The organism is Ruegeria sp. H9, from assembly GCF_056532915.1.
On sequence record NZ_JBQFNX010000001.1, the window covers coordinates 328,054 to 346,973 of the forward strand.

The 18,920-nt window shown below is 54.8% G+C and carries 15 protein-coding genes; 7 read left to right on the forward strand and 8 right to left on the reverse strand.

Going from position 1 to position 18,920, the window contains the following annotated elements; all coding sequences use genetic code 11:
• Positions 1 to 249: 249 nt before the first annotated feature.
• From nadC to ACR0CZ_RS01515, 5 genes are all read right to left on the reverse strand, one after another.
• The gene (gene nadC / locus ACR0CZ_RS01495; protein WP_170394237.1) at positions 250 to 1,101 is read right to left on the reverse strand and encodes a carboxylating nicotinate-nucleotide diphosphorylase; all 852 of its coding nucleotides are present in this window, start codon (positions 1,099 to 1,101) and stop codon (positions 250 to 252) included.
• Between the two features lie 12 nt (positions 1,102 to 1,113).
• Entirely contained in the window at positions 1,114 to 2,652 is a 1,539-nt protein-coding gene (locus tag ACR0CZ_RS01500) for an L-aspartate oxidase (RefSeq protein WP_170394235.1), read from the reverse strand.
• A complete protein-coding gene (nadA, locus tag ACR0CZ_RS01505; RefSeq protein ID WP_170394233.1) occupies positions 2,649 to 3,620 on the reverse strand; it encodes a quinolinate synthase NadA in 972 nt (323 codons plus the stop codon). The genes ACR0CZ_RS01500 and nadA overlap by 4 nt, the downstream gene beginning before the upstream one ends.
• 77 nt (positions 3,621 to 3,697) lie before the next feature.
• On the reverse strand, positions 3,698 to 4,579 hold the full coding sequence (locus ACR0CZ_RS01510) for an NrtR DNA-binding winged helix domain-containing protein (RefSeq protein ID WP_170394231.1): 882 nt from the start codon (positions 4,577 to 4,579) through the stop codon (positions 3,698 to 3,700).
• 865 nt (positions 4,580 to 5,444) lie between these two features.
• The gene (locus tag ACR0CZ_RS01515; RefSeq protein WP_170394229.1) at positions 5,445 to 7,508 is read right to left on the reverse strand and encodes an alkyl sulfatase dimerization domain-containing protein; all 2,064 of its coding nucleotides are present in this window, start codon (positions 7,506 to 7,508) and stop codon (positions 5,445 to 5,447) included.
• A 293-nt stretch (positions 7,509 to 7,801) separates the two neighbouring features.
• On the opposite strand from ACR0CZ_RS01515, the gene ACR0CZ_RS01520 reads away from it, so the two are divergent.
• Positions 7,802 to 9,499 carry a hypothetical protein gene (locus ACR0CZ_RS01520; protein WP_170465709.1) on the forward strand — a complete coding sequence of 566 codons (1,698 nt, stop codon included), beginning with the start codon at positions 7,802 to 7,804 and terminating at the stop codon, positions 9,497 to 9,499.
• A gap of 565 nt (positions 9,500 to 10,064) precedes the next feature.
• Here ACR0CZ_RS01520 and ACR0CZ_RS01525 read toward each other — a convergent pair.
• Together ACR0CZ_RS01525 and acdA are read right to left on the reverse strand one after the other, a co-directional pair.
• Positions 10,065 to 10,418: a hypothetical protein gene (locus tag ACR0CZ_RS01525; RefSeq protein WP_170394225.1), complete on the reverse strand. Its 354-nt coding sequence runs from the start codon at positions 10,416 to 10,418 to the stop codon at positions 10,065 to 10,067.
• Between the two features lie 341 nt (positions 10,419 to 10,759).
• The gene (gene acdA, locus ACR0CZ_RS01530) at positions 10,760 to 11,977 is read right to left on the reverse strand and encodes a 3-sulfinopropanoyl-CoA desulfinase (protein ID WP_170465704.1); all 1,218 of its coding nucleotides are present in this window, start codon (positions 11,975 to 11,977) and stop codon (positions 10,760 to 10,762) included.
• A 95-nt stretch (positions 11,978 to 12,072) separates the two neighbouring features.
• On the opposite strand from acdA, the gene ACR0CZ_RS01535 reads away from it, so the two are divergent.
• Entirely contained in the window at positions 12,073 to 12,957 is an 885-nt protein-coding gene (locus ACR0CZ_RS01535; RefSeq protein WP_170394221.1) for a LysR family transcriptional regulator, read from the forward strand.
• Between the two features lie 287 nt (positions 12,958 to 13,244).
• On the opposite strand, the gene ACR0CZ_RS01540 is transcribed toward ACR0CZ_RS01535, so the two are convergent.
• A complete protein-coding gene (locus ACR0CZ_RS01540; RefSeq protein ID WP_480537126.1) occupies positions 13,245 to 14,156 on the reverse strand; it encodes a LysR family transcriptional regulator in 912 nt (303 codons plus the stop codon).
• Between the two features lie 107 nt (positions 14,157 to 14,263).
• Between ACR0CZ_RS01540 and ACR0CZ_RS01545 the strand changes: the two genes are divergently transcribed.
• The 5 genes from ACR0CZ_RS01545 to ACR0CZ_RS01565 all read left to right on the forward strand — a co-directional run bounded on the left by ACR0CZ_RS01545 (position 14,264) and on the right by ACR0CZ_RS01565 (position 18,827).
• Positions 14,264 to 15,040, forward strand: coding sequence for a CmcJ/NvfI family oxidoreductase (locus tag ACR0CZ_RS01545; protein ID WP_170394217.1), 777 nt, complete (start codon positions 14,264 to 14,266; stop codon positions 15,038 to 15,040).
• A gap of 13 nt (positions 15,041 to 15,053) precedes the next feature.
• The gene (locus tag ACR0CZ_RS01550) at positions 15,054 to 16,019 is read left to right on the forward strand and encodes an LLM class oxidoreductase (RefSeq protein WP_480537125.1); all 966 of its coding nucleotides are present in this window, start codon (positions 15,054 to 15,056) and stop codon (positions 16,017 to 16,019) included.
• Between the two features lie 12 nt (positions 16,020 to 16,031).
• A complete protein-coding gene (locus ACR0CZ_RS01555) occupies positions 16,032 to 16,820 on the forward strand; it encodes an SDR family NAD(P)-dependent oxidoreductase (RefSeq protein WP_170394213.1) in 789 nt (262 codons plus the stop codon).
• Between the two features lie 91 nt (positions 16,821 to 16,911).
• Positions 16,912 to 17,757 (forward strand): enoyl-CoA hydratase/isomerase family protein, encoded by an 846-nt coding sequence (locus tag ACR0CZ_RS01560; protein WP_170394211.1) that lies wholly within the window; start codon positions 16,912 to 16,914, stop codon positions 17,755 to 17,757.
• Between the two features lie 83 nt (positions 17,758 to 17,840).
• Positions 17,841 to 18,827 carry a zinc-dependent alcohol dehydrogenase family protein gene (locus ACR0CZ_RS01565; protein ID WP_170394209.1) on the forward strand — a complete coding sequence of 329 codons (987 nt, stop codon included), beginning with the start codon at positions 17,841 to 17,843 and terminating at the stop codon, positions 18,825 to 18,827.
• Positions 18,828 to 18,920 lie beyond the last annotated feature (93 nt).

Here is an 18,920-nt window from a genome sequence, read left to right on the forward strand (position 1 = left end):
GTGTGGGCGAGAACGAAAGGTTCGGTCGCCAACTCTCTGACGTATGAATGCGACTTAATAATTGCCCAGCTTAGTTGACTAACGGAGTGATAAGACTGAACGGGCAGGCTGCGCCGCCGCGCACCTTTTGATTGCCTTGTTTCCTATTGCGTCGGCGATGCTCTTGCCTTTGGCAATCTTTTGGAAAGGCCGTTGATTTCAACAATTTGGGCAATGAGCTTCGTAACTGTTGGTTTACTCTTGGTGCCGTTAGAGCACAAAATCCAGACCAATATCGAGGCAGTGTGCACTGTGGGTGATCCAGCCCATAGAAATCAAATTAACACCGGTGTTCGCCACAGCCCGCACATTATCTGGGGTTATCCCGCCTGAAGCTTCAGCAATGGCTTGACCATCAATCATGCCTATAGCTTCGCTTAAGGTTCTTGGATCCATGTTATCCAGAAGCACCGCATCAACACCGATTTTCAGAACTTCGGCCAGCTGCTCCAGCGTGTCGACCTCGATCTCGACCTTGACCATATGACCGACCGTCTCTTTGGCCCGAGTCAAGGCTGGGCGGACACCCCCGGCTATAGCGATGTGGTTGTCCTTGATCAGCACCGCGTCACTTAGGGAGTAGCGATGGTTCATGCCGCCGCCTGATCGCACAGCGTATTTCTCTAAAGCCCGCAAACCGGGCGTTGTTTTTCGGGTACAGACGATGGCAGCACGCGTGCCTTCGACGCGGCGAACCATATCGGCAGTCACACTTGCAATACCCGATAGATGACCCAAGAAGTTGAGCGCCGTACGTTCGGCAATCAGCAGACTGCGCGACGGCCCTTTGAAAGTGGCGATCACTGTGCCGGGCGCGACTGTCCCACCATCCTCGACATGACGGATTACTTTGATCGCCGGATCTATCAGCTCACAAGCCAATTCAGCACAATCCAGACCGGAAATACATCCGGATTGACGCGCGCAAGCCACAACTTCGGAAACATGATCCGAAGGAATAACAGCCGAAGAGGTGACATCTCCGGCGAGGCCCAAATCTTCATCAAGTGCGCGGCGGATCACCGGCTCCAGCATCGTTCGGGGCAACGGGGCTAGGGGCATGATAGTCATTTCTCAAGCAGTCCTCAAAAAGGGTTCCTGACTGGTCAAACTCGCATGAGCAAGTACTTCGGTCAGAGTCATCAAAAGAGATTGCGCGTTCGCCTCAGGATTAGGGAAGTCACTTCGGTAATGTCCGCCACGCGATTCTCGGCGCAGATCGGCAAAGACCGCGATCGAAAGCGCGACCAGTGCCGGGTCAGAAGCGCAGGCAGCGGTTTCGACCAACGGAGACAACTTTGAAATGACTTGACGCAATCCCACCTCGTCGCGGATCAAACCCAGAAATTTTGTAGCCAAAGGCCGGACAGAGCTAGGGTCAGAACGAGGCAGAGCGGTAACTGTAGGAACAAATGGCAGGTTTCTCATTTCTGCCTTGGCAACATCATTTGCGGCGCGGCATCCCATCACCACCGCCTCCAGCAGTGAATTACTAGCAAGGCGATTGGCACCATGCAGGCCAGTGGCCGCGCATTCACCTATGGCCCAAAGGCCTGACAGAGTGCTTCTTCCATACTCATCAACGGCGATACCGCCCATGTGGTAATGCGCAGCCGGAAGTATCGGTATGGGATCGCGCGCCGGATCAATTCCGGTTGCTGCGCACAATGCATGGATGCCAGGGAACCGCTGGACAAATTCGGCACCAAGCGCGGCACGAGCATCAAGAAACACTCGCCCACCTTCCAATATGACCTGATGCACGGCACGAGCCACCACGTCGCGCGGGGCCAGTTCAGCCCCCGGAATATGCGACATGAAGCGCTTGCCGGTTTGGTCAATCAGAATTGCGCCTTCGCCCCGGACGGCTTCACTGACCAATGCCAGTGGTGTCTGCTTGGCATCCAGCGCTGTGGGATGAAACTGGACAAATTCCATATCGCGCAACGCTGCCCCGGCGCGGGCGGCCATCATGACACCCTGGCCGAAATTACCTGAAGGGTTGGTGCTGACACCAAACAGACCGCCGCAACCGCCTGTCGCCATAACGACCTGAGATGTGCGCAATACCTCTGCTTGGGCATCTTTTTGCAGATGAACGCCTGTGACGTGTCCGTCTAGCGTCAACACCCGTCGGGCTTCGACTCCGGTCAAGCAAGTGATCGACTGGCATTGCAACACGGCACTCGCAAGGGCCGATGTGATTTCGGCTCCGGTGCGGTCGCCGCCTGCATGCAGTATGCGGCGGCGGGAATGCGCGGCCTCGCGCCCCAAGGCATATGTGCCGTCGGCGGTTCTATCGAAACGAACGCCATGTTTCTCTAAACCAGTGATCGCCTTTTGCGCTTCGCAGAGAATGGCCGACGCCAGGGTTTCGTCGCACAGCCCGTCGCCCGCCCGCAAAGTATCGGCCAAGTGTTGCGCAGGATCACCATCCGTGCCTAGTTCGGCGGCAATCCCTCCTTGAGCCCAAGCGCTGGAACATTCCTGGCCCAGCCCTGCACGGGTGATTAGTACTACGGGTTGTGGAGCCAGTTCCAGCGCAGCCGTCAGCCCGGCGATTCCGCCACCGATGATGGCAGTTCGACCATGAAGCCCTTCGAGCCCGATCATTTCACTGCCAGCATCCGTTCTACCGCGCGGCGCGCATCTTCAGCGATGGCCGGATCGACGGTGACTTCGTGATGGCCCAGTTCCAATGCGTTGCGAATGTTGCGCAGACTAATGCGCTTCATATGTGGACACAGGTTACAGGGGCGCACGAATTCCACCTCAGGATGGTTCAGCGCCACGTTGTCGCTCATCGAGCATTCGGTCAGCAGGCAAACCCGCGTCGGTTTTTTGTCGCCGACGAAATCCGACATGACTGCGGTAGAGCCAGAAAAATCTGCTTCGGCAACCACTTCGGGCGGGCATTCAGGATGGGCCAGGACCGTAACACCCGGCCACGCTTCGCGCATTTCACGTATATCGGCTGGAGTAAACAGTTCGTGCACCTCGCAATGTCCATGCCATGCGATCAATTCGACATCGGTCTCTTTGGCGACGTTCTTGGCGAGATACTCGTCCGGGATCATCAACACGCGCGACACCCCGAGGGATTCCACCACCTTTACTGCGTTGCCCGACGTGCAGCAGATATCCGATGCCGCCTTCACCGCTGCCGAAGTGTTTACATATGTGATCACTGGAACGCCGGGATGGGCTTCACGCAGAAGCGCAATATCCTCGGGTGTGATGGAATCCGCCAGTGAACACCCCGCGCCCAAATCTGGGATCAGCACCGTCTTTTCCGGGTTCAGCAGCTTGGCAGTTTCCGCCATAAAATGTACACCAGCCAACACAATGACATCGGCATCAACCTCGACAGCTTCGCGCGCAAGCGCAAGGCTGTCGCCCACGATATCGGCAACTCCGTGGAAGATCTCCGGCGTTTGGTAATTGTGGGCGAGGATGACCGCATTCCTCTCACGCTTGAGATCAAGGATGGCTTCCAGATCATCTTCAAACAGCATCCATTCGGGTTGCGGGATGATCTGCTTTACCCGGTCGTAGAGGTCTGGAAGGCGAAAATCTTTCATTGGCTTCTCCATTTATACTCGCATCGAGTATATTGGAGCCATGCTTATTCTCGATTCGAGATTATGTCAAGCGAGGTTCAGGACCGGGAGAGAGGTAATCTGACGCCCGACAGCATGCGAGCCTCTAGAATGGCCGGCCGATATCGGAACAGGCGTGCCGGACGACCACCGGTGCCGCTGGACATTTCGCCGGTATCTTCAATCAATTCCTGCTGATCAATCTGGCGGCGAAAATTGGGTTTGTGCAGGTGTAGACCAGACAGCGCTTCGACTGTGCGCTGTAACTGCAGCAAGGTGAAGCTTTCGGGCATGAGCTCGAACACAACCGGAGAGTATTTTATCTTGGCCCGCAAGCGAGATATGCCGGTGGCGAGAATGCGACGGTTGTCCGCTTCCATGTGACGACCGAATTCAGGAGTGTCAACAAGCCCTGCTTCGTACATAAGCTCATAACGTTGCAAAACCAGCTCTTCGTTCCAGGTCTTCCCATTCAGACCAAACAGATAGTCCACACGCTGCAGTTTTAGCGGATCACTTCCTGCCCAAGCTGAGATACGTTTGATAATTTGCGGTAGCTCTTCTGGGCTGCGATCACGATGATCCTCCCATGGGAAGTATTGATACCAGCTACGCCATGCCGGACGTCCAGCACCAGTAGTATCCTGCTCCCGCACCAGACCGAGATAGCTGATCGAGATACGCTGAGAGTTTTCGGCATAACCCGAGCGTGGATCGCGATCCTTGTCTGCAAAGGTGTAAAGCTGTTCAAGATATCCCACCGGATGGCCGGTCTGCGCCTCAATCCAGGCCCGCAAGCCGCTTTGCAAGCTGCGGTGTGAAGATTCGAACGGTCCCGAAGGTAGCGCGTTACCTCCACGCAAGGTCATGACACGCGGCTGATCATCAGTCACGGCGATTAGGATTGCGATCAGTTCGGCAGGGGCTAGTCCACTTGGCAAGGAATTTCCTGTTTGTAGAATGTCGCGAAGCGTTGGTTAGAATGTGCGTTCTAACCCAAATTTAGTACCTTGGCTTGAAGAAAAATACAGTGTGACGGGTGCTTCTTCAGAGAACAAGCATTTCTGGCCCAGTTAATCGTCCCACTGTTCTAACATCAGCTTACTACTTTCGGTCCAATGAACCTGAAATACAGTTTCGTCTCACGACTTGAGCAGTGTCGCAAGATATGGGTTCGGGCTGACCAAACAGCCCTTTGAGGTATTCGTTTCGCTAAAGTAGTTCTCAGACCGGTCTTACGTATGATCTTTTTAAAGGCTGCCGTTTCCGCAAAGACATTAATGATTACACTAAATACTTCGATTTGCGACACACAGTGTCTTATCGAAATTTGGAAGCGATCATAGCATTTCGCAGCTAAGGTCTGACCACTTCACATTCGACAGTTGGGTTGTGAAGCTTCCTCCAGTTCGAAGATACCCATCCGACCCGCGGCGCTAAGCAGCCAGTTCTTTGAATCGTTGTACGGGACGGGGTCCAGGAGTGAATTGAAATCTACGGATCGGGACCTCTAGGTAGTTTGATATCTTGGCTGATGTTCACAAATTGCAAGTTTCAGAACAACCCAGTTTGATTTTTGCGTCATGCGCTTTGACTTTCTTAGGCTGAAGATTCTGATCCCGCATTGACACCACGGATGAAAGAGTCCGCGCACGGCGGTAACAATCCAGCAGTCGTTCGGGCGGGGCATTCTGCTGCTCCGATACCAGCACTACTGGTCGAAAACTTCTCCCGGTCCAATAGTCAGAAAGAGAGAGGCCCAGGGCAGCAAAACCCTGAGCCAGCTTTCAATCGGACGGTCCCGCCTCAGCCGCCACTCGAGTTTGCTAACCCGGGCTGGGCAAAATCATTGGCGGGTGGTGTCAAATCCTGCGCACCGGTGCCGGGCATCAACTCGAAACCCAAATCGAATTGATCCAGGGTCGAAGCCAGTTGCGCTACGATCTCGGCGTTGCCCTCAGACTGCGCGGTGCCATCAGCGAGCATCTCGGTCAATCTGCGCTCACCGGTCATGACCTTTTCCAAGTCCGTGCGGCTCAGACTGATCGAAAGATCGGCGTCTTCCGCCACCTGATCGACGATATGAGTCAGAGTGGCATTGCTCATCTCGACAACGATGTTCTCGTCCCGGTCGGGGATCGACAGGTTGATGGTGAACTCCATATCGGTGGCTTTGGCGCTATTGACGCGAATGGCCAGAAAGTCGAGCCACATCGTGGTCTGCATCGCCTTTATCGTATCGGGACCGGTGGTCTCGATGGTAGCGCCCTGCGGAATACCGTTGCGCAGTTCGAACGCCGCACCAAGGAACGAGTTGCGGACCGAAGGGCTTTCCTTCTGATACCCGATCTGCTCGAACGCGTCGGCCAACAGGTCCTTGGCGGCCTGGTTCTGTGGTTCGGCGTAGACCAGTTTGTTCAGAATCTCGGTCGCTTCAAGGTATTTGCCGGTGTCGACCAATTCCTGCCCTTTCGACAGGATCGGTTCGGCGCCGCCCATCATCTCGATAAACAGCGGCGCGCTGTCTTCTGGCGACAGAGGTGTGAGCGTGGTGGGGTTGGCATCCCAGTAGCCCAGATAACGGTTTATCACCGCCCGGCTGTTATGCTCGACCGAGCCATGATAGCTGCGCGCGGCCCATTGCTGCTGCAGGCTTTCCGGCACGTCATAGACGTTGTGAATCTGATTGATGGTCACGCCCTTGTTGGCCAGATTCAACACCCCGTTGTTAAGATTGGCGTAAGTGTCACGCTGCGCACGCATCACTTCTTGAATGCGCTCATTTCCGTAACGGGGCCAAGAGTGAGAGGCGAACATCAACTCGGCATCCTGCCCAAACTTGTACAGCGCGTCATTGACATGCTTGGACCAGCTCAGCGCATCGCGCACCAGTGCGCCACGCAAGGTATAGATGTTGTGAATTGTCCCGGTGATGTTTTCCGCCGCCCAGAATGCCTTGAGGTCGGGGAAATAAGTATTCATCTCAGCAGGTGCTTCAGTACCCGGTGTATTCTGGAAGATCATACGCACGCCGTCTACGATGATCTCTTCATACGCGTCCGAGACATAGCGGGTCGGTTCGATCAGGCCCGTGGTGCCAGCCGAGATGTTTTTGCCGATGGACTGATCCACATGGCCGAACGGGCTGCGTGGCAGCAATACGCCGTATTGGAAAAACAGACGGCGGTTCATCACGTTGCCCGCATAGACGTTTTCGGAAACCGCATGTTCCATGAAACCTTCGGGCGCGATCACCTCCACGCCGTTTGCCACGTCCTCATCGGTGATCACCCCGCGCACACCGCCATAATGGTCGGCGTGGGAATGCGAATAGACAACCGCCTTGACAGGAAGTTCGCCCACGGTGTCGTTTAGCAGCTTCAGCGCTGCAGCGGCAGTTTCCTTGGAGGCCAGCGGGTCAAAGATGATCCAGCCGGTATCGCCACGAATAAAAGTGATGTTGGACAGATCGAAGCCACGCACCTGATAGATGCTGTCGTCGAGAATCTCGTACAGGCCGAAATTCATGTTCAGGATCGCCTGACGCTGCAACGACGGGTGGATCGAGTCGAACTCTTTGCCCTCGAGCAGATAGTCATAGCTGCCGATGTCCCAGGCGACGGTGCCATCCTCGGTTTTGATCTGGCGGTATTCTGGAACCGCAATTAGCCCCTTGCGGCTTTCTTCAAAGTCACGCTCGTCATCGAACGGCAGGTTATTGCGTTGGGTTTGCTGGAATTCGATCGTGTAATCCGAGGGCAGCTTGCCCTTCGGGTCAAAGTGCTGAGGACTATCATCCTGCGCGACGGCAAGACCTGAGGTCAGCGTCAAAAAGGTGACGGTCAAGAGTAAGGTGGTTCGGCGTGGCATATATAATCGGTTCCTATCATGAACGCTTCAAAAGAGGTCGCAGCGCAGGAGGTCTGACGGGACGAACCACGAGGTTGAAATTCGTCCCGCCGGTGCATTGACGTCCAGAAGTGCCGAGATGCGCGATCTTTTGGAAGCCGGGTGCCTGCCTGTACGACCAGCAGTGCGGCCCTCTTATCCGCAGAATTTTTCCCGAGAAGTGCAAACATGTTGCCACCTGTCGAAAAACACATGTATCAACGAGGCCAACATAATGGTTTTCCTTGGTTTTCCCGAGGCAGTGGGATATTGAAGTGGATACTACCGAGCGCGAAATTCGGGTACAGATGCAACGTATCCTGGATCATCCGGATTTCACCGCCAGCCCCAAACGCCGCGCATTTCTGAACTATATCATCGAGGAATATCTGGCCGGTCGTTCAGATCAGATCAAAGGCGTGTCGATTGCCATGTCGGTCTTTGACCGCGACGAAAGCTTCGACCAGCAGGTCGATCCGATTGTCCGACTTGAGGCGCGGCGACTACGGCAGGAGATTGACACCTATTATGCCGGGCCCGGTCGGGGCGATCCGATACGCCTCACCATGCCCAAAGGAGGATACGCGCCGCGGTTCGAAAAATCTTCACTGCCCGGCCCTGTTCCGGCACCTGCTGACGCCCGGCCCAAGGCCGGGCTCAGGAGGCGACGACGCGCTCAGATTGGACTGGCTGCCGCCTTTGGCCTGACATTGTTTGGGCTGATCTGGGGATTGACCCGTTCAGGGACGCCTGAGGAACAGGCAAATCACAGCTTGCCCAAAGGGCCCGTCGTGGCTGTACTGCCCTTTGAAACTCTGGGAGAGGGCCCCGAGTACCTCGCCGCTGGTCTTACCCGGCAGTTGACGACCGAGTTGATCCGGTTCCGGGACATCTGGGTCTTGCCCCTTGGCAGCACACTGCATTCTGGTGAAACCGAGATTGATACGGCGAGCTTGCGTACAGAATTCAACGCCGATTTCGCGCTGGAAGGCAATGTGATGGACAGGAGCGACACCTTGCGCCTTTCCGCACGCCTCATTGATCTGAAAGACCGAAGATATATCTGGTCGCAAAGCTACGAGGTCAGCAATACCTCCAAGGAGATTTATGCGGTACAGGACAGCATTATCCGAGATGTAATGGGTAAACTGGCCGGGAAATACGGGCTACTGACGCTTGGCGCGATGCGAGATGCCGATAGAATTCCACCCAACAATCGCGATGCTTATGAATGTGTGCTTGGTTATTACAGCTATCAGGTAACCATCAATCTGGATCGCCATGCCGAAATCAAATCCTGCATCCTGAACGCGCTTGAGAAGGCTCCGGATTATGCCGAGGCTTGGGCGGTGCTGTCGAACCTGTATCTGCAACAGATACGTTTTGGGCTGGGCGGAAATCGCGAACAGATTCTGGCCGCAGCCGATGCCGCAGCACGCCGGGCGGTCGAGATCGACCCAAATCTGGCGGCGGGACATCTGATGATGGCCAATATTCGGTTCGTGCTCGGTGATTTTGCTGGGTTCCGCGAGGCCGGGCAACGGGCGATTGACCTGAATCCGAATGACACCGACATTCTGGCCCATTACGGGATGCGTCTGGCGTTCAGTGGCGAATGGGACAAAGGACTTGCTATTGTAGACCGGGCAATCGCTCTGAACCCTGTGCATCCTCAGTGGTATCTGTTTCCGCGGGTTTTTTACGAGTTCGACCGGGGCGACTATGAAGCGGCGCTGGCACAATTGGAACAAATCGATATGCCAGGTTTCTTCTGGACCCATCTATGGCAGGCCGCGCTACACAGCAAACTGGGAAATGGGGAACAGGCCCAGGCGGATCTACGCAGCTTGTTGGTTCTACGCCCAGATTTTTCATCTGTTGCATCGGATATACTTGCCATTTGGCAACTTGACGCCACTTTTAAGGAGAACCTGTTGGCCAGCCTCCAGAAGGCTGGTTTGTCAGATTCTTGACCGGCTTATCCAGTTTCCGCACACCTATTCATCGGTGGGTTTCACAGTTATCTGGAATCGCATCACCCTTGTACGCAGCAATAAGTAAACCACGTCAGATGGCTGACTTTATATCATCAGATCGTCGTTCGATTTTCTAGCTTTCACGCAAGCGGGCCAACGGTCGCTGCCGGTCCATATCTGGGATGGTTTGTCAGAGTTGGCGTTTTTTTGGGACGGCCTTTTACATAGTTTCGGCATTGCAAAACACTTTGCTCATCGGTGCTCAACATGCGGAAGTTGATCACCTGTAGCCTGAAAGAAGCGCGCATCTGGGTGGGATATGTCAATTCGATGCGCCAACATGCAAGGCAATCGAGACGCATCTTTGGATTATCTGCGCGACACTGTTCACCCACCCAATCAGGCAGGTTTCTTTAACTGTTACAACTGAAACGTTTATTCGGCATCAGAGCACTCCTTCTCTGGTCAGAATTTACCCCAAATTACGAACTCTGTTCGGGCCCTTTTTTGAGTCAAGACCAAGGCCCCTTTCGATAAACCACTGAGTAATCTGCAGCCATTACTAGCCCACCACACCGTGACCACGCACCTGCATGCAGTTCACAAGCACATGACGCCGCGCCATTTCGTCATTGTACTGGCCGCGCACAGATCCGACTATGCCACCTGCGATCGCACCCCCGATGACATCTTCCTTCTCGCCAACGACCCAACCAGTGACCGCGCCATCAATAGCGCCGAACGTAGCATCCATTTTACGCTGCCCGGGATTGAAACTCGCGGCCATCAATCGGCATTCAGCCTCATCTGTGTAGAAGGTCGCATTCCTGGTTCCGTCAACCATCAGTGGCTTCTGCATCGGGTACTGAGTGCATGCGGTAAGACTGATGAGAGCAACAAAAATGAACTTTTTCATCGCAGTTTTCCTTTCGGGAATCGAAGTAATTGCTTGGCGTACACGCTAAACTTGCCTGCCTAGGCAAATCTCATTTAGGAAGTTTACGATTGTCGAAAAATAGCCCCGCCATTTTACGCAGCGTAAAATTGCATTTGTTTCGCTGGCTCGGTCGCAAACTTCTCTGGCGCATGAATGCAGCGCCTTTCTTGCGCAGCTAAGTTGGCTAAATAGGCAACTAGATTAACGCGAAAAAACCGTCGGCCGAGCATGCCGAAGGCGTGACGGCACGCAGCCGCGTAGGGCTGCGGCACAAGAAAGTCGGCGGCCCGAAAGTCCTTTTTCAATTTTCATAGGGTCTTCTATTCAGCAGCGTAACGCTCCATGTCGGCAAGGCGCGTGTATCCGTCCCGCGTCTGTGGTGTTTTAATGCCTAGAATATTTCCGGCGATTTGGGTCCGGAGAATCTGTGCGGTCCCGCCGCCGATAGTGAACATGCGCACATCGCGATACATCCGCTCCAGAGGTTCACGATCGCTGTAGCCGCGCGCGCCGAACATCTGCAGCGCATCGCTGACCACCTTAATAGCCATCTCGGACGCAAAAAGCTTGGCGCGGGCGGCCATGGTCATATCGGGATACTGACTGCCGTTTGGGCCACGCGATCGTGCCGCTTCATGGAGCAGCAGCCTGGCTGCATGAACTTTCGTGTCCATATCGGCCAGCATCCATTGAAGCCCCTGGAATTCTGCAAGCGGGCGCCCGAACTGTTCACGTTGAACGAGGTAGCGTTTTGCACGTTCAAGTGCCCCTGCCGCAACACCCATAGCAACTGCTCCCGCACCGACGCGTTGCGAATTGTAAGCGTTCATCAGGTCGGCAAAGCCACGCTTCAATCCTGAAGGCGGTTTGACCAGCCATTTCTCGTTGATCTCGACATTTTCGAACCGCAATTCTGCTTCGGGCATACCGCAAAGGCCCATCGTGTATTCGCGACCCACCACGGTGAACCCCTTGGGCGTATCACCTGACATCGGTTCGGCAAACAGAATGAAACCGCCAATCCCCTGATCGACGCCTGCCTCATCGAGCACGCGGGCAAAGATCAGGTGCAGCTTCGAGACCCCTCCACCAGTGATCCAATGCTTGGACCCGTTGAGGATGTATGTGCGACCCTGTTTCCGCGCGGTAGTCTGCATTTCGGTCGCGGCACTTCCCGAGTCAGGTTCGGTTATGCAGATCGCAGGCTTATCTCCTGCCAGGACATGCTGAGCACAAAAAGCCTTCTGCTCATCATTGCCGTACCCCATGACCGCACTGATGCCGCCCATGTTGCCCTCGACAACGATGCGGGCGGTCAGGGTGCAGGCTTTTGCGATCTCTTCCACCACCATGGTGACATCCAGAAAACTCGCGCCCTGCCCACCATATTTCTTGGGAATGGTCATACCCATGATGCCAGCATCGGCCAATTCGCCAACATTCTGCCAGCAATACCTGCGCGATCTGTCCCAATCTGCGGCACGTTTCTCAAATTCTGGGGCCAGTTCTTTCGCAACGTTCACAAGCGGATGCGGCATGCGTGTCCCTCGTCTCTGTTTTTTAACAGAATACGCTTGCAGTAATACAACACAATCGAATAAAATTGGATATCTAATCCAGTATACTTTAACTTATGCAGACACGTTCTCTCAGAACCCTCATACGGGTCTCGAATGTCGGCTCCTTTGCGAAAGCGGCCGAGCAGCAAAACATGACATTGTCTGCACTTTCAATGCAGATGAAGGCGCTTGAGGCGGAGCTTGGCGTCGACCTCTTTGACCGCACCGTACGACCACCGCGACTTACGCCAATCGGCCGGAGCATCGTCGAGGCATCGATCCCGCTCCTGCAGCACGAAGACAGCCTTCTCAAAATCTGTCGCCCGACGGACACGCTTGTTGGGCATTTCCGAATAGGATTTGTCACAACTGCTGCCGTTCGCTTGCTGCCGAACTTCCTGAACAACGCAAAACGTCAAGCACCGCAAGCGACCTTCTCATTCGAAACCGGCCTGTCCAAGGTTCTACAAGAAAAGGTTGTAAGCGGTCAGCTTGATGCCGCCCTTCTTACAGATGCAGAAGGTGTTCCCGACACGCTTGCGGAAAAGGTGCTTCGAGAGGAACCCTTTGCCTTTGCAGCCCATGAGAAATTGCTGAAAGACGGCCTCGCGGGTTTATTGAATGCGCAGCCCTTCTTTCACTTTATGCCCGACACCGGGATCGGAAAACTCATTGCTGGAGAGATGCTTAAGCACAAAAGACCAAAGGGTTCCGAAACCATTGTCCTTGATAACCTTGAAGCGATTATGGAATGTGTTTCGGCAGGGTTGGGTTTTACGCTTCTGCCTGTCCCCGATGTTTTGCGGTATCGGTCTGACGACGTCAAAAGTATTTGTCTTCCACAATCGTCGGCTCGGAAACTTGTTCTTGCGACCGTGCGCAAGGGCGCGCTGGCTGGAAGTGAGGCGATGCTTGCCGCGCTATTCTCGACAGGCGAGGCCGTCGCTGCGGGCGAATAAGAAACACCTTTCCTGCACTCGCGGCTTCGGCTTGATCGACTAAGGTCTTGAAACCCTCTTTTGGGTTCACGCAAGAACGACCGGAACCGGCCTTGGATAAACCGTTTAGATGCTGCGATGCAGCCTGTCTAACTAGCCACTCGCTACGGGAGCGATGGCCGCATTCACGGGAACTCAAAAATCGCGGAACAGATCAGGCTATTGCAATTGTAAAAGGCGTGTCCGCCTCGTGCATTTCTCCAAACTGGCGCCGTGATGTCTTAAGGCGCGCTTGACCAATATTGGGATCATGTTTCCCAAGGTGGATTTGAGCCAATCTCTGTGATCAGAAAATCCATGAATACCCGAACTTTGGGAGATAATACGTTGGACTTGGGATAGATAAGCCATAGAACATTGTCTTCCGTAGCCTCAAAGTCTGGCAGAATTTGCATCAACCGGCCCGATTTCAGGTGATCATACACGCTCCATAGTGCGTTTAGGGATATTCCGGCGCCGGCCAGAGTGGCGCAGACCTGATTTTGGCCGTCGTCGATGATCAATTGACCCTTGGCCATCGCTGGATCAAATGTGGCTTTCTCACCTGCCTTTCCCGTTAGCGTGCGCAATTGGCGATTTTGGAAAGCGATCAGGTGGTGGCTTTTCAGATCGGCAGGTGTTTTGGGTGTGCCGTATGTGTCAAGATAGTGCGGCGCGGCGCACAGTATGCGTCGGTCATCAGCCAATTTTCGGCCTTTCAGGCTGGTGTCGACAAGCGGCGCATTTCTTAGTGCAAGGTCGTAACTCCCCTCGATAAGATCAAACTGCACATCCGACAGGCGCAAATCGAGCGTCAGATCGGGGTGCTGTTGAAGAAATTTCGGCAGGATTGGTGCAATGTAGAGCTGAGCAAAGGTGCTGGGTGCAGCGAAGCGCAATGTACCGCGGATGGTCGCTGTTTGTTTGCCCAACGCCGTAAGTGCCGCCTCTTCCTGCGCAATAATCTCTCGGGCGAAGGGCAGGAAATCGGCACCTTCAACAGACAGCGACACTTTGCGCGTTGTGCGATGTAACAGTTCGGAACCCAGGCTTTGCTCCAACTTGGCAAGCTTTGCGCTCGAGACAGCTGGAGCCATGCCCAAAGCGCGCCCCGCCGCACTGATGTTCAGCCTTTCTGCCGCCGCTACAAACAATCTCAGCGTGTCTGTATCAAGCCCCATTATATCGCAAACCCGAATTATCAATCCATGAATGGGCAGTTTATACGCAAATAGATTAGCGTTAAATCCCCTTCATGGATGCAACTCGGCATGGGAAGGAGACGCAGATGACGCGGACAGCCACAGTCAACTACCACGTTCACAAGCCCTGGCGGCAAGCCTTTGAACTAGATGCAGGCGGGATTGCTGGTAATTTGATTTCGCCCGAACTGGCCAGCACGGCTGTTGCATTGACAGATGCCCGCACCACGAGCAACACAGTTACATTTGCGTCTGATGCTGTTGAGTTCGCGCTGCTGGAAACGCAGGTACAAGATTTTACCGGCGAGGTCTGGAAACCGACATACGATGCGGAACTAACGGCAATGCTCTCGTACAAGTTAGGTGCGCGCGAGGTTGTGGTTTTTGATCACACGGTTCGGATAGATGACCCAGGAGCGACGCGCAAACCCGCGCGCAACGTCCACAGTGACTATAGCAAGGACGGAGCCGAACAGCGGCTTGTCGATCTTTTGGGTGCCGAGGCCGCAGCGGAGTGGGCGCGCGGTCACTATGCTTTTGTTAATGTGTGGCGCCCTGTGGATCATCCTATCAACTCAGCACCCCTGGGCTTTGTTCGCCCGTCATCAGTTGAACCGTCTGATTGGATTTTGCTGGACCTGATCTATCCCGACCGCAATGGGCAAATAATGGGGCTGGTAGGAAACCCCAGGCATGAATGGATTTATCAATCGAAGATGACGCCGGATGAGGTCGCGATCTTCAACATCTATGACAATCAAGGTGCTCCGTCGATCGCGCATAGTGCGCTTGATATGGTCGAAGACTCAAACGTCAACACCATTCGCAAAAGCATCGAGAGCCGCACACTGGTGCGCTATTAAAGGAGAGCCGGACATGTTGGATAAAATGCAGCCTGCTGATTTTGCCCAAATCAACGTGGCCTATAACCGGGTATTTCGACCGGGACGGCTGAGCGTTGGCCTTGTGTTGCCGCTCGAAGCATATGCAGTCGGTGCAGAGCCGACGCTTCGGGATCATCTGGAAGCGGCTCGGAAAGCGGAGAACCTCGGGTTTGCATCACTTTGGCTGCGCGACGTGCCATTCAACGTTCCAAGCTTTGGTGATGCAGGACAGATTTTCGATCCATTTGTCTATCTGGGTGCGCTTGCTGCGGTTACGGACCGAATTGCCCTTGGAACGTCGAGCGTGATCCTGCCATTGCGTCACCCCGCTCATGTAGCCAAGGCGGCGGCGAGCGCGGATGTGCTCTCGGGCGGACGGTTGCTCTTGGGTGTAGCCTCCGGGGACCGGCCTGAGGAGTATCCGGCTATGAACCAGAGCTATGATGACCGCGGGGCACGTTTCCGCGACAGCTTCGACTACATCCGCGCCGTTGGATTGGACTATCCCGAGCGTGAAAGTGCACAGGGTAAGCTGTCTGGCGGGATTGACCTGCTGCCAAAGCCGCATGGGACCCGCCTGCCGATGATTATTACGGGTGGTAGCCAGCAATACCCCGATTGGGTGGCGCAGAACGGCGATGGTTGGATGACCTATCCGCGCAATGCGACTGCCCAAAGGCAGGTTATTGCGGACTATCGGAGGCGCGGGAAGGAAGCGGGCCAGCCAGACAAGCCTGTCATGCAATCCCTGTATATCGATGTCGTTGCCGATCACGCCGCACCACCGCGCCCGATCCATCTTGGGTTTCAGTCTGGCACCGATTTCCTGCGTAGCTATCTACGTGAAATAGAAACGCTTGGGGTCAATCACGTTGCACTGAACCTACGGTTCAATCAAGCGCCCATCGATACGACCCTCGAACACCTGGCGGATACCGTACTGCCCGACTTTTCCTAAAGGATCAGATCAATGACCAAGACTATACTCATTACAGGTTCAACCGACGGCATTGGTTTGCTCACGGCAAAGAAGCTGGCCGCCGATGGACACAAAGTACTTCTGCATGGACGCAGTACCTCCAAATTGGACAGCGCTGCCACCGACGTCGGTGGCGATGTCGAAACTTATACCGCTGATCTGAGCGATCTGTCCGCAGTGCGAGAACTGGCTGAGAGCGTAAAGGCCAAACATGACAAACTGGACGTGTTGATCAACAATGCAGGTGTGCTGAAAGCTCCGCAAACCGTGCTTGCGAATGGGCAGGACATCCGCTTTGTCGTCAACACACTCGCACCCTATCTGCTCACAGAATTGCTGATGCCGATCATTCTCGCCGCCGGGCGCGTCGTGAACCTGTCATCGGCAGCGCAGGCCCCGGTGAATATTAGTGCACTGGAAGGTAGTGTCCCGCTGGCTGATATGGAGGCTTATGCGCAAAGCAAGCTGGCGATCACCATCTGGACCCGGGAATGGGCCAAATCTCTGTCCGATGCACCCGTCATGGTCGCGGTAAATCCGGGATCGCTGTTGGCCTCAAAGATGGTGAAAGAAGGATTCGGCCTAGCCGGGAACGATATGAACATCGGCGCTGATATCCTGATTGACGCAGCATTGGGTGATCGGTTCGCTGATGCGTCAGGTGCCTATTTTGACAATGACAGCGGTGCCTTCGCGAATCCACATGCCGCAGCACTGGACAAAGCACATGTTGCCGACGTCATGAACTCGATCAGAGGTTTGATTAACCAGACCAACTGACCCGCGCTGCACTAAATCCAGACGCGCTTCCAACTTTAACCTCCCTTACCCCTCGCGTGTGCCGCGTCGAGGCCCAAGAAAGGACTGTCTGATGAAATATGAGAACTTTCAAACCTTTGACGTTGCTGTTGAAAACGGCATCGCAACAGTCACATTCAACTTTGGCACAGTAAACGTGCAAGGCCAGGAAATGCTGGCCGACCTCAACAGTCTGGCCATGCGGCTAGAGCGAGACCGCGAAACCAAGGTCGTGATCTTTCAGTCCGCCAACCCGGAAATCTGGGTCTGCCACTACGATACCGAGCTGCTCAAGGATATGTCGACTGAGGCCGTATCCCGGGAGGACGCACAGCTTTTGGACCTTCAATCGGTCTGCGAGCGGATCAGCAAGGTGCCACAAGCCACCATCGCAAAGCTGGAAGGGTTCGCACGTGGTGGCGGACACGAGTTGGCGTTGGCGCTCGACATGCGATTTGCGGCGCGGGGTAAGTACAAGTTCATGCAGATGGAAGTTGGAATGGGCATCCTGCCTTGCGGCGGCGGTGCTTCGCGCATGGCACGTCAAACCGGCCTTGGAAAAGCGCTTGAGATCATCCTGAGCGCACAAGACTACGATGCGGATGATGCAGAACGTCTGGGCACCATAAACAAGGCTTTGGAGCCAGATGAGATTGGCCCGTATGTGACAGCGCTCGCCGAGCGGATCGCAAAATTCCCGGCAGAGTCGATCAATGCCTGCAAGCAGATGGTCTATGAATCCATTGACAAACCAATTGATGAAGCGCTGAAGGCCGAAGCCTATTGGCTGTATCAGGCCACAAGCAAAACCCCGGCGGTCAAACGGTTCACCATCGCGGATGAACAGGGTCTGGAACACGACATCGAAAACCAGCGCAAGTGGGGCGATCTGGTTATGCAGGTTCAGGATATCAACTGATCCGTCCTCCAACACAATGATCACGTCAGGCGTGCGCTGTTCAAAGCCGCGCCTGACACTTCGTCAAAAAAAGGAATATCCCAATGAAAGCAATGGTTCTGAACGACTACGGACCCGATGCTCCGTTCGAGCTTGTAGAAATGCCCGAACCGGTCGCAACGTCTGGGCATGTAGTCGTCAAAGTGGCCGCGACCAGCGTCAATACCGTCGATACAATGATCCGAAGCATGGGCGCGGATCTACCTCTGTCCCCCAATTTGCCCGCGGTCCTTGGCATGGATTTTGCTGGCACAATCACAGCCGTTGGCGAAGGTGTTACAGGTTTTTCCATAGGCGATGAGGTGTATGGCTGCGCCGGTGGTATGATGGACCTCCCTGGTTCGCTAGCCGAGTACATCAATGCGGATGCCCGCCTGATTGCACACAAACCCAAGACGCTGAGCATGCGAGAAGCCGCGGCGCTGCCTCTCGTAGGCATCACCGCCTACGAAGGATTGACGCGCGCCGGTGTCGGCGAAGGGCAGACCGTTCTGGTTCAAGGCGGTGCCGGTGGCGTTGGTCATGTTGCCGTTCAAGTTGCGCGCCACCTTGGCGCAACCGTGTCGGCAACAGGTCGCGGAGCGGATCAGTTAGCCCTCATCGAGGGTCTCGGTGCGCGCCCGTTGGATTTCACAACCCAAAAGGTCGAGGACTACGTGGCCGAACACACTGATGGCGTGGGCTTCGATGTGGTGTTTGATAGCGTGGGTGGGCCTAACATGACGAACTCGTTCGAAGCGGCCAAGCTCAATGGCCAAGTCGCCTCAACCGTCGCGATGGTCGAGATTGATCTGACACCTGTGCATTTCAAAGGTCTGTCTCTGCACGTCGTCTTCATGCTGATCCCGATGATGTATGATGTCGGGCGTCAATCCCATGGTGACATCCTGAAAACTCTGGCGGAAATGGCGGACGCGGGCCAACTCAAACCAATTGTTGACGAACAGAGGTTTGGGTGGACCAATGTCGATACAGCCTATGAGCACCTGACAAATGGAGCGGCGGTCGGAAAAGTTGTTGTAGAGCTGTGAACGGAACCAGTCGGGATTGGTGCGCAGAGATATAATTGCGCACCATTCCAGTATGGCCTGATATTGATATCGACCATCAGTACTCAGCCAAGC

Bases quoted from the DNA above. Each gene is read 5' to 3' on its own strand.
- nadC (WP_170394237.1), bottom strand. From the start codon at position 1,101: ATGCCCCTAGCCCCGTTGCCCCGAACGATGCTGGAGCCGGTGATCCGC.
- ACR0CZ_RS01500 (WP_170394235.1), bottom strand. From the start codon at position 2,652: ATGATCGGGCTCGAAGGGCTTCATGGTCGAACTGCCATCATCGGTGGC.
- nadA (WP_170394233.1), bottom strand. From the start codon at position 3,620: ATGAAAGATTTTCGCCTTCCAGACCTCTACGACCGGGTAAAGCAGATC.
- ACR0CZ_RS01515 (WP_170394229.1), bottom strand. From the start codon at position 7,508: ATGCCACGCCGAACCACCTTACTCTTGACCGTCACCTTTTTGACGCTG.
- ACR0CZ_RS01525 (WP_170394225.1), bottom strand. From the start codon at position 10,418: ATGAAAAAGTTCATTTTTGTTGCTCTCATCAGTCTTACCGCATGCACT.
- acdA (WP_170465704.1), bottom strand. From the start codon at position 11,977: ATGCCGCATCCGCTTGTGAACGTTGCGAAAGAACTGGCCCCAGAATTT.
- ACR0CZ_RS01535 (WP_170394221.1), top strand. From the start codon at position 12,073: ATGCAGACACGTTCTCTCAGAACCCTCATACGGGTCTCGAATGTCGGC.
- ACR0CZ_RS01540 (WP_480537126.1), bottom strand. From the start codon at position 14,156: ATGGGGCTTGATACAGACACGCTGAGATTGTTTGTAGCGGCGGCAGAA.
- ACR0CZ_RS01545 (WP_170394217.1), top strand. From the start codon at position 14,264: ATGACGCGGACAGCCACAGTCAACTACCACGTTCACAAGCCCTGGCGG.
- ACR0CZ_RS01550 (WP_480537125.1), top strand. From the start codon at position 15,054: ATGTTGGATAAAATGCAGCCTGCTGATTTTGCCCAAATCAACGTGGCC.
- ACR0CZ_RS01555 (WP_170394213.1), top strand. From the start codon at position 16,032: ATGACCAAGACTATACTCATTACAGGTTCAACCGACGGCATTGGTTTG.
- ACR0CZ_RS01560 (WP_170394211.1), top strand. From the start codon at position 16,912: ATGAAATATGAGAACTTTCAAACCTTTGACGTTGCTGTTGAAAACGGC.
- ACR0CZ_RS01565 (WP_170394209.1), top strand. From the start codon at position 17,841: ATGAAAGCAATGGTTCTGAACGACTACGGACCCGATGCTCCGTTCGAG.